Below are 15,014 nucleotides of genomic sequence, written 5' to 3'. Positions count from 1 at the left end.
TCGTACGCTAGGTGATTAACGGTAGCGTAACTGGACGCCCACCTGCCCTTGCACATCGCGCAGGGCGAGCAGCAGATCATCACTAGGCGCGACTTTCCACTCCTCGGCCAGCTCCAGCCAAGCGACAGCATCGGGGTGGCGATATTGAAGTCGCACGGGTAGGCCGGTGTTATCCCGGTAGGGTGTCAAGCTATCCCGCAAGCTTTCGACCAGCCGGCCGTTAATCTGCCCGGCGTCCAATGCCAGCTCAACGGCTTGGCCGTAGCGCACGCGGGCCGTGACCATCGGCGTCACATCTTTGCCGCGCAGCCGTAGGCCACCGGAAAAGTCGTCGCTGGAGACTTCGCCCTCCACGATGATCACTTGATCCGACTCGATTTGGCCGCGTAGCTGCTCGAAAAGTTCGCCAAACAGAGACGCTTCGATACGTCCGGTGCGGTCGTCCAAGGTGATGAATGCCATGGTATCGCCACGTTTGGACTTCATGGTGCGCATGGCGACCACCAAACCCGCTACCCGCTGCGGTTCCCGAGAGGGTTTCAAATCGCTGATACGCGTCGACACAAAGCGCTTGAGTTCGCGTTCGTACTCGTCGATGGGGTGCCCGGTCAGATAGAGCCCCAGGGTGTCCTTTTCACCAGAGAGCCGCTCACGGTCCGTCCATTCGCGCACATGACGATACTCGGCGTAAACATCGCTGGCCTCTTCTTCGGCGACGAAGGCATCACCAAACATGTCCATCATGCCCAGGTTCTGGTTGGCGTGATTTTGTGCAGCGGCCTTCAGCGCATCTTCCATCGCCGCGAACAGCACCGCCCGATTGGGCCCCAGGTTATCCAACGCGCCAGAGCGTATCAGCGCTTCCAGGGTACGTTTGTTCATCCGTTTCGGATCGATGCGGCGGCAGAAGTCGAACAGATCGTTGAACGGCCCGCCCGCGTTTCGCGCTTCCACAATCGCGCCAATCGGGCCTTCCCCGACGCCACGTATCGCGCCCAAGCCGTACACCACCCGCCCTTCGGTATCCACGGTGAACTTGTAGCCACCGACGTTGACATCCGGTGGCGTCACCGTCAGTTTCAAGTGACGACACTCTTCGATCAGCGGCACCACCTTGTCCAGGTTGTCCATCTCGGTGGACATCACCGCCGCCATGAACGGGCCTGGGTAGTGGGCCTTCAGCCATGCGGTTTGGTAAGACACCAGCGCGTAGGCCGCCGAGTGCGACTTGTTGAAACCGTAACCGGCAAACTTCTCCACCAGGTCGAAGATATTGCCCGCCAAGTCTTTGTCGATGCCGTTGGCGGCACACCCTTCCATGAAACCGGAGCGCTGCTTGGCCATCTCTTCGGGCTTTTTCTTACCCATGGCACGGCGCAGCATGTCGGCCTGCCCTAGGGTGTACCCCGCCATCACCTGGGCGATCTGCATGACCTGCTCTTGGTAGAGAATGATGCCGTAGGTAGGCGTCAACACCGGTTTCAACAGGTCGTGCTGATAATCCGGGTGTGGATAAGAGACTTCCGCCCGGCCATGTTTGCGGTTGATGAAGTCATCCACCATGCCCGACTGCAATGGACCGGGGCGGAACAGTGCTACCAAGGCGATCATATCGTCCAGGGAGTCGGGCAGCAGGCGCTTGATTAGCTCCTTCATGCCGCGGGATTCGAGCTGGAACACCGCCGTGGTTTCTGCCCGCTTGAGCATCTCGAAGGTTTTGCCGTCGTCCAGGGGGATGGCGTCGATATTGAGCGGGCCCTGGCCGGCGGCGTCGCGCACCTTATCCACCATCTCAAGTGCCCAATCGATGATGGTCAGCGTCCGCAGGCCCAGGAAGTCGAACTTCACCAGCCCGGCGTCCTCGATGTCGTTTTTATCGAACTGCACCACCAAGCCCGAGCCATCTTCGTCGCACAGCAGTGGCGAAAAATCGGTGAGCTTGGTAGGAGCGATCACCACCCCCCCTGCGTGTTTACCGGTACCCCGCGTGGTGCCCTCGAGTTTCAGGGCCATTTCCCAGATCTCTTCGGCCTCTTCGTCGTTCTCGATGAACTCTTTGAGCGCGGGCTCCTGCTCGATGGCCTTGGCCAGCGTCATGCCCACTTCGAATGGGATCAGCTTGGAGAGCTTGTCACCCAGCGAGTAGGGCTTGCCCTGGGCACGGGCCACGTCTCGCACCACCGCTTTGGCGGCCATGGTGCCGAAGGTGACGATCTGGGACACCGCGTTGCGGCCATAGCGGTCGGCTACGTACTCGATGACCTTGTCACGCTTCTCCATGCAGAAATCGACGTCAAAGTCGGGCATCGAGACACGCTCAGGGTTAAGAAAGCGCTCGAACAGCAGATCGTAGCCGATGGGGTCGAGGTCGGTGATCTTCTGCGCGTAGGCCACTAGTGAACCGGCACCGGAGCCACGCCCCGGCCCCACCGGTACGTTGTTGTCCTTGGCCCACTGGATAAAGTCCATCACGATCAGGAAGTAGCCGGGGAAGCCCATCTGAATGATGACGTTGAGCTCAAACTCCAGCCGGTCGCGGTAGCGCTGATCAATCTCGCGGAACGCCTCGCTATCGCGCGGATACTGCTCGGCGGGAAACAGAAAATCGAGCCTCTCCGTTAGGCCATCGTGGGAGACCTTGCGGAAGAATTCATCCTGGGTCATGCCCTCGGGGATGCCGAACTCCGGCAGGAATATCTCTCCCAGGCGCACATCGACGCTGCAGCGCTCGGCGATCATCACGCTGTTTTCCAGCGCCTCGGGGATATCGGCAAACAGCGCCGCCATCTCGTCGGGGCTTTTGAGGTACTGCTCTTCGGTATAGCGGCGTTCGCGGCGCGGGTCGTCCAGGGCTTTACCCTCACCAATGGCGACGCGGGTTTCGTGGGCCCAGAAGTCTTCCCGTTCCAGAAAGCGCACATCGTTGGTGGCGACAACCGGCGTGCCGGTCTCGATCGCCAACTGAACGCTAGCGTGTACGCAGGCCTCTTCCAGCGGGCGGCCGGTGCGGATGAGCTCCAGGTAGAAGCGGTCGGGAAACGCCTGCTGCCACTCTTCCAGCAGCTGGCGCGCTTCCCGCTCGTGCTCGGAGAGCAAGTGGCGGCCAATCTCGCCTTCGCGCCCGCCCGACAGGGCAATCAGACCTTCGCTCTGCGCCAATACCCACTGTTTATCGAGAATCGCCCGTCCCTGGCGCTGACCGTCGGTCCAGCCTTTGGAGATCAGCTCGGTCAGGTTACGGTAGCCCACGTCGTTCATCGCCAACAGCGTGATGCGATAGGGGTGCGCTTCATCGTGGGGATTCGAGAGCCAGAGATCGCTACCGATGATCGGCTTCAGCCCGGCGCCCTGGGCGGCTTTGTAGAATTTGACCAAGCCAAACAGGTTGGCTTCATCGGTGAGCGCCAGCGCCGGCATCCTGCGCTCAGCGGTCGTGCTGACCAGTGACTTGAGTTTGACCAAGCCATCGACCAGAGAGTATTCACTGTGCAAACGAAGATGAACGAACGGAACCGTCATGGGACTCTCAGCATAAAACGCTAAATAAAATAAATAGAACGGCTACAGCAGCGCTAACTGGCGCTGTACCGGCGCGAAGCTTTTGCGGTGCTCTGCCAGCGGCCCGTGGGCTTCCAGCGCTGCCAGGTGCTCTTTGGTGGGGTAGCCCTTGTGCCGCGCAAACCCGTATTCAGGATAGCGCAGATCCAGCTCGGCCATTTGCGCATCCCGCGCTACTTTGGCCAAAATAGACGCAGCGGCAATGGCCGGATGGCGGGCATCGCCCTTCACTACGGCCTGACCCGGCAGCGCGTGCCCCGGCAGCCGGTTACCATCCACCAGCAGATACTCCGCCTGGGGAGCTAACGCATCCACTGCACGACGCATGGCCAGATGCGTCGCGTGATAGATATTGAGCGAGTCGACCTCTTCAGCGCTCGCCTCTGCCACTGCAAACGACAGCGCACGCTCGCGAATGAGCACATCCAACGACTCACGCCTGCGGGCAGTGAGCTTCTTGGAGTCGGTTAAGCCGTCGATAGGTGCCTTGGGGTCCAGAATCACGGCGGCGGCTACTACGCTCCCCACCAGCGGCCCGCGGCCGACCTCATCGACCCCCGCCAAGAAGTCACCGGTATACTCCACGACTAGCGGTGGAAAGTCCGCTGGTTTAACCGCCATCAGGTTTAGCCTCCAGCAGCTCGCCTGCTACCAGGGCGGTAATGGCCTGCGCGGCACGCTCGCTGGCATTACGCTGCAGCGTTGCATGCATTGCGGCAAAGCGCGCCTCCAGGCCGTGACGCATCTCGGCATCGCTAAGTAGCTGGCCTATTTGCTCGGCAATCGCCTCCGGCGTGGCCGCGTGCTGAATCAGCTCAGGCACCACGCTCTCCTGGGCAATCAAATTGGGTAGTGAGATCCACTGGGTTTTCACCAGCCGTTTGGCGAGCCAATGGGTCGCGGGCGCCATTTTGTACGCCACCAGCATGGCGCGATGGCAGAGCATGGCCTCTAGCGCTGCCGTACCGGAGGTCAGCAGTACCGCATCGCTGGCGACCATCGCCTCGCGGGCTTGGCCCTCCAGCAGCGTGACCCGCTGGGCCAACGTGGGATAGCCTGCCAGCAGCTCGCGCAGCTCTTGATGGCGCTGAGCGGTTGCCGCGGGTACCACCACCTGTAAGCCCACGTGGCGCTGGCACAGCAGCGTGACTGCGTCCAAAAAAGTGGTGCCCATAAAGCGAATTTCGTTACCCCGGGAACCGGGTAGCAGCGCTAGTACCGGCGCGTTTGAGGCTAAGCCCAGCTCACGGCGAGCCGCGTTACGATCATTCTCCAGCGGCAGTTCGTCGGCCAACGGATGACCAACGAAAGCTACGGGAACGTGGTGGCGATGGTAGAAATCCGCCTCGAAAGGCAGCAGCGTGAGCATGGCATCCACGGCGTTGGCGATCTTCTTCACCCGCCCCTGCCGCCACGCCCATACCGAGGGGCTCACGTAGTGGGCCGTCGTGACGCCAGCGGCACGCAGCTGCTTCTCCAGCCCAATGTTGAAGTCCGGGGCATCGATACCGATCATGACGTCCGGCTGCCAAGCCAGCGCCTCTTCACGCAGGGTACGGCGCACACGGATCAGTTCAGGCAGGTGCTTAAGCACCTCGACCAACCCCATCACTGAGAGGGTTTCGAGAGGAAAGCGGCTCTTCAAGCCTTGGGCCTCCATACGAGGGCCGCCCATACCGCGAAACTCCACCTGGGGATGCCGGGCGCGCAGCGCCTGCATCAGTCCCGCACCGAGGATATCGCCGGAGAGTTCGCCTGCCACAAGGTATACGCGCTGCAGTGTCATAGTGACGGGAGAGCCGGTTAGATGAGTATTAGCGAACGATACCGCGTGTTGAACGCTCGATGGAGTCAGCGAACAGGGCCACTTCAGGCAAATCAAAGCGATTACGCATTTCGCTCACTGCCTGCTCGACGGTTAAGCCTTGACGATAAACCAGCTTGTAGGCTGTGCTGAGTGCAGCAATCGCTTCGCGGCTAAACCCTCGGCGCTTCAACCCCACGAGGTTCAGTCCGCGCGCTTCTGCCGGGTTGCCGTTAATCATCACATAGGCAGGAGTGTCTTTAGTGATAATCGAACCGCCGCCCGCCATGGCGTGATCGCCAAAGTGACAGAACTGATGCACTGCCGCCAGGCCGCCCAAAATAGCGTGATCACCGAGGGTGACATGGCCTGCCAGCGTGACTTGGTTCGCTAAAATGCAGTCATTGCCAATCACACAGTCATGCCCTACATGCACGTAGGCCATAAACAGATTACGTGAACCGATGGTGGTTTCGCTGCGATCCTGAACAGTGCCGCGATGGAGGGTCACCCCTTCACGAATGACGTTATCGTCACCCATCACCAGCCGCGTTGGCTCGCCCGCGTACTTTTTGTCCTGGCAATCTTCGCCCACCGAGGCAAACTGAAAAATACGCGTGCGCTCGCCTAGCACCGTGGGGCCTTTCACCACCACATGGGGGCCAATGACCGAGCCTGCGCCAATCGTGACGTCAGGCCCAATCACGCTGAACGGGCCAACCTCAACGTCATCAGCAAGCCGTGCCGCTGGGTCGACCAATGCAGTAGGATGTATCAAGCCACCTTCCTCTCGGCACAAATGATTTCCGCTTCGCAGGCCAGCTCGCCGTCTACCGTGGCACGGCAGGCAAACTTCCAAATACCGCGTTTACCGCGAATCACATTCGCTTCAAGCGTTAATTGATCGCCAGGCATGACCGGGCGCTTAAAACGCACGTTGTCGCTGCCAACGAGATAATACACATAGCCATCAGCGGGCAACTTATTGACCGTTTTAAAGCCTAGAATACCGCATACCTGAGCCAGCGCTTCAACAACCAGTACCCCGGGCATAATCGGGTGATGAGGAAAGTGGCCATTGAAAAACGGCTCGTTGATGCTAACGTTTTTATACGCAACGATGGTTTCGCCCACGGTTAACTGCGTGACTCGATCCACCAGCAAGAACGGATAGCGGTGGGGCAAGTATTCGCGAATTTCGTTGATATCCATAACCATCGTAACGACCTCTAAAATGACAAAAGGCCTGAGCAGTATCAGGCGCGCACCAGTAATCCTACTGGTAAAAGGCAGTGGATTATAACCTGCTGCTATTAAGCCTCAAGCTACTCCCTCAGGAAACCCTTCTTTCTTCACGATTCTCGCTGGCTTTTTTCCACCCGCGCCAAGCGCTTGGCAATATCGTCGAGCTGCTTGAAGCGCACAGCATTTTTACGCCATTGGGTGTTGCTCATGGCCCCGGTCCCCGAAGAATAAACCCCCGGCTCATGAATTGAGTTGGTCACTAGGCTCATGCCGGTGACCTGAACGCCATCACAAATGGTGAGATGACCAGATAGGCCCACACCACCGCCCAACATGCAGTGTTTGCCCACTTTGGTGGAGCCTGCAATCCCTACACAGCCTGCTAACGCGCTGTGGTCCCCAATGGTAACGTTGTGGGCAATCTGCACTTGGCTGTCGATTTTGACATCGTTGCCAATGACGGTGTCACCTAACGCACCTCGGTCAATACTGGAGCAGCTGCCCACTTCAACATCATCACCTAGCACCACGCCGCCAAGCTGAGCAATTTTGTGCCAGCCCGCACCATCATGGGCAAACCCAAAGCCATCACCACCAATCACACAGCCGCTGTGTAAAATCACTCGCTTGCCCACGACCACACCGTGGCAAACGGTGACATTGGCATGCAGCCGCGTGTCGTCACCGATGACACAGTCAGCGCCAATCACGCTACCCGCGCCAACCACTACACGGTCGCCCAGGACAACGCCTGACTCAATCACCGCATTGGCTTGGACGCAAACCTCGGCCCCAAGCGTCACGCCCTCTGCGACTACTGCAGAGGGATGAATACCCGGCACATCCCGCGCTGGCAGCGGATCAAATAGCTGGGAGAGCTTGGCGTAGCCCAAGTAGGGGTTATCCATCTCTAGGCGCGGCACAGGGCAGTTCTTGCCGTGCTCCGGGTGCAGCAGTACCCCTGCCGCTTTGGTGGTAGCGAGATCTTTTAAGTACGCACGGTTGGCTAAAAATGCGACTTGGTCTGGCGCTGCTTCCTTGAGCGTTGCCAAACCACGAATTGGCTGGTCGGCGTCGCCCTCGAAATCAACGTCCAGGTGACGTGCGATATCCGCAAGGGTGAGGTGATGAGAAGCGTGCGTCATGAGAGCCCAAGGAAGCAGTGGTGCGGCTAAGCCGCACCAGTAATCATTAAATTAGTTCAGCGAATCAAAAATCTGAGTGACTTCGTTCGTCACGTTGGGCAGGTCCGTCGAGGAGTGCAGCACGCCCTGAGGCTCAACCAACACGTCGATATTATGACGTTCTAACACCTGCTCTACCGCCTGTTCCAGCTTAGCTTCTGCCCCCTGCAGGAACTGCTGCTCGGAAGCCTGCTGGGCCTGCAGCACTTCACGGCGCAGCTGCTCAAAGCGGCCGCCTTTCTGCTGCAGCTCGGCAATCAGCGATTCACGTTCGGACTGGGACATAGTCTCCCCTTCCTGCTGTAGGCGGGTTTGCAGTTGCTGCAGCTCGCCGCCCAACGCTTCGGCTTCGCGTTGCTGGCTACCGATTTGTCCTTCCAGCTGGCTCAGTGATGACTGAGCCGACTGGGTATTCATCAACGCAGCGCGCCAATCCAACACGGCCACTTCGGCAGCATAGGCAGGTAGAGCCATCGCCCCAAACAGGCACACGGCAGCGGTCAGTTTACGCATCATTGTGATACTCCTTAAATTAGAACGTTTGACCCAGCGAGAACTGGAAGAACTGCGTATCGTCACCACTTTCGTCGTTCAGTGGCTCAGCCACGCTGAAGGTTAGCGGGCCGACAGGGGTTAGCCAGGAGAGGCCAATACCAACACTGTAGCGCAGCTCACCCAGATCAACGCCAGAGCTGCACTGCTGACGTCCTGCGTCTGCCTCCAGCACATCGTAGCACGAGCTTAAGAAGGTATTACCCGCATCCAGGAACAGCGTAGGCTGTACCGAGCGCTGGTTCTCGACGAACGGCATGGGGAAGAGCACTTCCGCAGAACCTTCTACCAGAACGTTACCGCCCATCGTCCGGTCACGACCACCCTCGCGGGCAGGGGTGGTTCGCTCGCCCAAAGTGTTATAGGTAAAGCCACGCACCGAGCCTAAACCACCCGCGTAGAAGTTCTCATAGAACGGATAAGGGTCATTACTGCCTAGGGTGTCGGCATAGCCTAAGTTACCGCTAAACTTCAGCGCCCAGGTTTCGTCATCGTTAATCGGGAATAGCTGCTGAGCACGGGCCCGAAGCTTGTAGTACTCTGCATCGCTGCCTGGCACGCCGGTTTCAAGCGATACGCGCTGGTAGTTACCGGCGGTGGGCATAATCCCACGGTTAAGGTTATTACGCGTCCAGCTTGCCGTTAGCTTGAGACTTTGGGCATTCTCACCTTGGTCTTCTACATAGCGGCGAATCTCAGAGGCGGTGTCAAAGTAGGTTTTCACCGTCACATCTTCAACGCTGGCATCAAAATTCAGGCGAGACAGCTCGCTGATGGGGTAGCCGAAGTTGATACCGGCACCGTAAGCATTGGTCGAGAACGTCGAGATATTCGAGATATTCGAGTTGGCATAGTCGGTTTTCCGGTAAAACAGGTTATATCCGCGGGAAATACCATCTAGCGTCCAGTAAGGGTCGGTAAAGGCAAAGTTGACACTGGTAAAGATGTCACTGCGCTGGGCACCAACGTTGACACGATTACCAGTACCCAGGAAGTTATTCTGGGCTAGACTTACCCCATAAATCACCCCGGCACTTTGAGAAAAACCGACACTGGCCGAGATGGAGCCGGAAGGCTGCTCTTCCACGTTGTAGGTGACATCCAGCAGGTCGGGCTGCCCCGGTACGGGCTGAGTGTCGACTTCCACCTGGCTGAAGAAGCCAAGCCGCTCCAGGCGCTGACGCGACTGGGTAATAGACTCGGTGGAGGCAGGCGCGCCCTCTAGCTGAATCATTTCCCGACGCAGTACTTCATCCTGTGTCGTGGTATTGCCGTAGAACTCGATGCGGCGAACATAGGCCCGCTGGCCGGGATTAACGGCAATGACCAAATCGACGGTTTCACCGTCATCGGCCATTTCAGGGACACCCTGCACATCGGCAAAGGCAAAGCCCTCGGCGCCTAAACGCTGGCGCAATGCTTCTGTGGAGGCGTTCACCTCTCCGCGAGAGAAAATATCACCACTGCTGATTTCCAGCAGATTACGAGCTTCGTTCTCGCTGATTTGAAGGTCGCCAGCGAAACGAATATCGCCCACGCGATACTGGTTGCCTTCATCAATATTCAGGGTGATAAAGATTTCTGACTTTTCAGGGCCGATAGAGACTTGCGTAGAAGTAACATCAAAGTTGACGTAGCCACGGTCAAGATAGAACGAGCGTAGGCGTTCGATATCACCAGAGAGCGCTTCTCGGGAGTACTCATCTTTCGAGAACCAGCCGAAGATACGGCCAGGGCGGTCGTTTAGCTCGAACACTTCACGCAGGGTTTCATCGTCGAAATCCTGGTTACCGACGATATTGATCTGGCGGATCTTGGCGACTTCACCTTCATTGATATCGATGTTGACCTGGACCCGGCCCTCATCAATCTCTTCCACCTCAACATTAATGCCAGCGCTGTAGCGACCCTGAGCCTGATACACGCCCTCAAGCTCGCGCTCAATCTCGTCAAGGGTAGAGAGTTGCAGTACCTGACCTTCCGACAGGCCAGACTGACGCAGACCATTACGCAGGTCGTCATCGGAAATCTGCCGATTGCCGGTAATGTTCAGACGCGCAATGGCGGGCCTTTCGACGACCTGAATGACCAGAACATCGCCTTCCCGGGCTAGCGAGACGTCTTCGAACAGGCCAGTGGCAAACAGGTCACGTGCGGCAGCGGCCAGCTGCTGCTCACTGACGCGGTCGTTGGCACTGACAGGAAACGCATTAAAGACCGAGGCGGCGGATACCCGCTGTAGTCCTTCCACACGAATGTCCGAAACATCAAAGGATTGTGCCTGGGCGCCGCTGGCGCCTACCAGCAAGAGTGCCGCCATTCCAAGGGTCTTGATTTTCATGCAGTCAATTCGCTCGCGTTGGTCTGCCCGTCGGTTAAGACAGGCACCATATACATTTGTGCAGGCAGATGACAAGGCATCCTGCGCGCTACACGCGTTATTACCACAGGCGCATCAAATCAAAATAGAGCGCCATCAGCATCAGGGTGCCAACCATGGCAAGTCCGATGCGCAGCCCTATCGCTTGTGTCTGCTCAGATACCGGCCGCCCACGTACGACCTCGACAAAATAGTAAAGCAAATGACCGCCGTCGAGCACGGGAATGGGCAGCAAATTCAGTACACCTAAACTAATCGAAAGATACGCTAAAAAACCAACGAAGGCTTCTACCCCAGCACGCGCAGAGTCTCCGGAAATTTGCGCAATCGTGATCGGCCCCGATAGGTTAGAGGGCGAAATTAACCCCACTAACATTTTGCGAATGGCGTCGACCGTCAGCAGCACCATTTCACCGGTGCGCGACAGCGCTTGTCCAACCGCTTCAATCGGCCCATAGCGAATTTCGCGCTGCAGCGACTCAGGCCAGCTAAACGGCTCTGCACCGGCACCAATGTACCCAACCTCGGCACCACTCTCCAGCGTATTACGTCTTGGCGTGAGCGAAAGCGTTCCTGCTTCGCCATTACGCTGATAACCAACGCTCAGTGTCTCGCCTGCGCTATCGCGGATCACCGCGACAAACTGCATCCAGTCATTAATGGGCTCACCGTTAAGGGCGACGATGCGATCCCCTGCTTGAAGCCCGGCTTCAGCGGCGGCTTGCCCATCCACCACTTGGCCAAGCACGGCGGGCACATCGGGTCGCCAGGGCGAGAAGCCAAGGCTCTGCAGCGGCTGTGGCGGATCCTGGCGAACCATGTAGTTGTTAAGCGGCAGTTGATAGCTGCGGGTGGCGCTAGCGCCTTCCGGCACTGCCTCAATAGTTAAATCACCGCTGAAGCCAATCATGGAGACCAGCTTTAAATTAATCTCTTCCCAGGAGCGCATTGCATCGCCCTGAATCGCGGTAATTTCACTCCCCTGCTCCAACCCCGCCTCTGCGGCTGGGGAGTTAGGCGTAATATCGCCAACTATTGGCGCTACGGTGGTTGTACCCGCCACAAACAGCGCCCAGTAGGCCACAATAGCCAGCAGGAAATTGGCGATGGGGCCCGCGGCCACAATAGCAATACGTTGCCAAACGGTTTTACGATTAAACGCTTGGTCTAGCTGCTCTTCCGGTACCGGCGCTTCACGCTCGTCGAGCATTTTGACGTAGCCGCCCAATGGAATGGCCGCCACCGCAAACTCGGTGCCATGGCGATCAATTGTTGACCACAGCGGCTTGCCAAACCCTACGGAGAAGCGCAACACCTTGACGCCGCAGCGGCGTGCAACCCAAAAGTGACCAAACTCGTGAAAGGTCACCAGCAGCCCCAGCACCACGATGACGGCTAAGATATTCTGTATCAGGCCCACTTTTTGCTCCTTTGCACGACACGCTGCTCAACAATAGCTGAGGCTAAGCGGTTAACTGGCGTATGGTGTGCGCGGCTTGTTCTCGCGCCCAGCGGTCCGCAGCAAGCACGCGTTCAAGTGAATCCGCCTGACCGGAATACGGCAGAGCCATCACCTTCGCGACAACGTCCGGAATCGCACCAAACGCGATGTTCCCCGCTAAAAATGCCTCAACAGCAACTTCATTAGCAGCGTTAAGCACCGCCGGAGCGGCCCCACCTGCCTGCATCGCCTCCCGAGCCAGGCGCAGGCAGGGAAAGCGTGTTTCATCCGGGGCTTCAAAATCGAGCCGCGCAACTTGGAACAGATCTAGCGTTTCCACGCCGGCATCAATGCGCTCTGGCCAAGCAAGCCCATAGGCAATCGGTGTGCGCATATCGGGATTACCCAACTGAGCAATCACAGAGCCGTCGTTATAGGCTGCCATAGAGTGGATAACGCTTTGCGGGTGAACAACGACCTGAATCTGCTCGGGTGTGGCATCAAACAGCCAGCACGCTTCGATTAATTCGAGTCCTTTATTCATCAGCGTGGCGCTATCTACGGAGATTTTACGTCCCATGGACCAGTTAGGATGAGTACAGGCCTGCTCTGGTGTTACGTTAGCAATATCGGCAGCCGACCAGCCGCGAAACGGCCCGCCCGATGCGGTTAGAAGCAGCTGACGCACGCCGTGTTTGGCTAATCCGCCGCGATGCTCGCTGGGTAGACACTGGTAGATGGCATTATGTTCAGAATCGATCGGCAACAGCGTCGCCCCGGAGCGTGCCACGGCATCCATAAACAGCGCCCCGCTCATCACCAGGGCCTCCTTATTGGCCAATAGCACGCGCTTACCGGCTTCGGCTGCCGCCAGCGACGGCAACAGGCCTGCCGCCCCGACAATCGCCGCCATCACGGTGTCGACCTCAGGCGCTTGGGCGACCTCGCACAGCGCATCCTCCCCCGCCAGCGCCACAGTGTTGGAGCCTGCTTGGCGGAGCGCTTGCTGCAACCATTGGGCATCGGCGACGTCATCCAACACGGCAAACCGGGGAGAGTGCGCTTTACACTGGTCAAGCAGCGCCTCTTTTGAGGTATGCGCCGTTAGGGCATAGACGCGGTAACGCTCCGGATGGCGCGCGATGACATCCAAGGTGCTTTTACCGATGGAACCGGTGGCACCGAGCACAGTGACCGACTGAACCGAGACGTGACTCATAGCGCGCTCACCTGAAGTGATAGTACCTGCAGATACAACAGCGCAAAGATGGGGATGGCTGCGGTGAGACTATCGATACGGTCCAGCACACCACCATGACCCGGCAGCAGCTGGCTGGAGTCTTTAATATTACGGTAGCGTTTCAACATACTTTCAAACAGGTCGCCAAGCACTGAAGTCAGCGTCACCACTGCGGTAATCACGATCAGCGCCACGCCCCCCATCACTCCAAGGGGCTGCCAAAGGGCAAACAGTAGGGCTAGCAGCATCGTGGCAGCAAGCCCCCCATACACGCCCTCCCAGGACTTGCCTGGACTAACCCGCGGGGCTAATTTGCGCTTACCCCAGCGGCGACCAGCAAAGTAGGCGCCAATGTCTGCCGTCCATACCAGCAGCATCACAAACAGAAGCCACACCGCCCCGCTATCACGCAGCACGTTAAAACCTACCCAGCACGGCAACAGTACCCAAACGCCCATGAGTAGACGGCGTGAAGTGGCTTGCCACTGCTGACTGCTTTCCGGGTAGTGCGTCACCCAGTAGAGGTTCAGCAACCAGCCAGCTGCGGCCAGCCACAACGGCCAAACTGCAAAGGCAGCGCCGCTCAGCCACAGCAGGGCCATGAGCACCGCCATACCGGCCACCAGCACCAGGCGCGTGCGCGAGACGATAACCCCCGCCAAGTTGGTCCATTCCCAGGTACCTAACAGCACGATCAGCGCTGTAAACAGCGCAAAGGCACCTCCCTGTAATCCAAACAGACCAATTAGCGTGACAGGAGCTAACCAGGCTGCGGTGATCATCCGCTGTTTAAGCACCTTGCGCCTCTATTTGTTCGTCGGTCATGCCAAAACGGCGACGTCGTAAGCAGAAATCATCGAGCGCTTTGTCGAAGGCCGCCCCATCAAAATCTGGCCATAACAAGGGCGAAAAGTGCAGCTCGGCATAGGCCAGCTGCCATAACATAAAGTTCGAGAGCCGCTGCTCGCCGCTGGTACGGATGCACAGATCCACCGGCGGTACTTGATCGGTGTTCATGGCCGCATCCAAACGCGCTTCGTCGATGGCCTCGGGCGCCAGCTTTCCGGTAGCCACCTGCTCGGCGAGCTGGCGGGCGGCGCGGGCGATGTCCCACTGGCCGCCGTAGTTCGCGGCAATCACCAGATGCATGCCCGTGTTCTCGGCGGTCAGCGCTTCGGCGCGCTGAATATGCTTTTGAATCGCGGGGGAAAAGCCACGCTGTTCGCCAATAATCGACAGACGGATATTGCGCTCATTAAGTTTTTTGACTTCGCGTTTAAGCGCCATCAAAAACAGCTCCATCAGCGCATTCACCTCAGCGGCAGGACGTTTCCAGTTCTCACTGGAGAAGGCGAACAGGCTCAGCGTTTGCACGCCTCGCTCGACCGCACGCTCGATCACCGCGCGCACGGATTCAACACCGGCGCGGTGGCCGCGCACTCCCGACAGCCCCCGTGCCCGCGCCCAGCGGTTGTTACCATCCATAATGATAGCAACATGAGACGGCAGTGCTTCCTCGGATAGAGAAAGCGTCGTGCCGCCCGGCTGCTCTTGGGGAAGCTGCGGAGACATCATGGGTTCTCGCACCAAAGATCAGTCATAAGTAAGCC

The 15,014-nt window shown here is 58.3% G+C and carries 12 protein-coding genes; all 12 read right to left on the bottom strand.

Features of this window, described 5'->3' with window-relative positions:
• Positions 1 to 15: 15 nt before the first annotated feature.
• The gene (gene dnaE / locus AC13CN_RS08600) at positions 16 to 3,519 is read right to left on the bottom strand and encodes a DNA polymerase III subunit alpha (RefSeq protein ID WP_044629708.1); all 3,504 of its coding nucleotides are present in this window, start codon (positions 3,517 to 3,519) and stop codon (positions 16 to 18) included.
• 42 nt (positions 3,520 to 3,561) lie between these two features.
• Positions 3,562 to 4,179, bottom strand: a complete 618-nt coding sequence (gene rnhB / locus AC13CN_RS08595) for a ribonuclease HII (protein ID WP_058579684.1) — start codon at positions 4,177 to 4,179, stop codon at positions 3,562 to 3,564.
• Positions 4,169 to 5,344 carry a lipid-A-disaccharide synthase gene (gene lpxB, locus AC13CN_RS08590; RefSeq protein WP_172515371.1) on the bottom strand — a complete coding sequence of 392 codons (1,176 nt, stop codon included), beginning with the start codon at positions 5,342 to 5,344 and terminating at the stop codon, positions 4,169 to 4,171. Before lpxB ends, rnhB begins: the two co-directional genes overlap by 11 nt.
• A 28-nt stretch (positions 5,345 to 5,372) precedes the next feature.
• Positions 5,373 to 6,140, bottom strand: a complete 768-nt coding sequence (gene lpxA, locus AC13CN_RS08585) for an acyl-ACP--UDP-N-acetylglucosamine O-acyltransferase (RefSeq protein WP_044629711.1) — start codon at positions 6,138 to 6,140, stop codon at positions 5,373 to 5,375.
• Positions 6,137 to 6,580: a 3-hydroxyacyl-ACP dehydratase FabZ gene (fabZ, locus tag AC13CN_RS08580; protein WP_044629712.1), complete on the bottom strand. Its 444-nt coding sequence runs from the start codon at positions 6,578 to 6,580 to the stop codon at positions 6,137 to 6,139. Before fabZ ends, lpxA begins: the two co-directional genes overlap by 4 nt.
• Positions 6,581 to 6,714: 134 nt before the next feature.
• On the bottom strand, positions 6,715 to 7,752 hold the full coding sequence (gene lpxD / locus AC13CN_RS08575) for a UDP-3-O-(3-hydroxymyristoyl)glucosamine N-acyltransferase (RefSeq protein ID WP_089675581.1): 1,038 nt from the start codon (positions 7,750 to 7,752) through the stop codon (positions 6,715 to 6,717).
• Between the two features lie 51 nt (positions 7,753 to 7,803).
• Positions 7,804 to 8,304 (bottom strand): OmpH/Skp family outer membrane protein, encoded by a 501-nt coding sequence (locus tag AC13CN_RS08570; protein ID WP_058579694.1) that lies wholly within the window; start codon positions 8,302 to 8,304, stop codon positions 7,804 to 7,806.
• Positions 8,305 to 8,323: 19 nt separating this feature from the next.
• The gene (gene bamA / locus AC13CN_RS08565; protein ID WP_367399281.1) at positions 8,324 to 10,684 is read right to left on the bottom strand and encodes an outer membrane protein assembly factor BamA; all 2,361 of its coding nucleotides are present in this window, start codon (positions 10,682 to 10,684) and stop codon (positions 8,324 to 8,326) included.
• 100 nt (positions 10,685 to 10,784) lie between these two features.
• A complete protein-coding gene (rseP, locus tag AC13CN_RS08560; protein WP_062359994.1) occupies positions 10,785 to 12,143 on the bottom strand; it encodes an RIP metalloprotease RseP in 1,359 nt (452 codons plus the stop codon).
• A 43-nt stretch (positions 12,144 to 12,186) separates the two neighbouring features.
• Positions 12,187 to 13,383 (bottom strand): 1-deoxy-D-xylulose-5-phosphate reductoisomerase, encoded by a 1,197-nt coding sequence (gene ispC, locus AC13CN_RS08555; RefSeq protein ID WP_253556992.1) that lies wholly within the window; start codon positions 13,381 to 13,383, stop codon positions 12,187 to 12,189.
• Positions 13,380 to 14,201, bottom strand: coding sequence for a phosphatidate cytidylyltransferase (locus AC13CN_RS08550; protein WP_058579690.1), 822 nt, complete (start codon positions 14,199 to 14,201; stop codon positions 13,380 to 13,382). Before AC13CN_RS08550 ends, ispC begins: the two co-directional genes overlap by 4 nt.
• Entirely contained in the window at positions 14,194 to 14,979 is a 786-nt protein-coding gene (uppS, locus tag AC13CN_RS08545; RefSeq protein ID WP_044629719.1) for a polyprenyl diphosphate synthase, read from the bottom strand. The genes AC13CN_RS08550 and uppS overlap by 8 nt, the downstream gene beginning before the upstream one ends.
• Positions 14,980 to 15,014: the final 35 nt, after the last annotated feature.

The sequence above is a fragment of the Vreelandella sp. L-25 genome, assembly GCF_056857535.1.
This window is presented reverse-complemented; position numbering and strand designations above follow the sequence as displayed.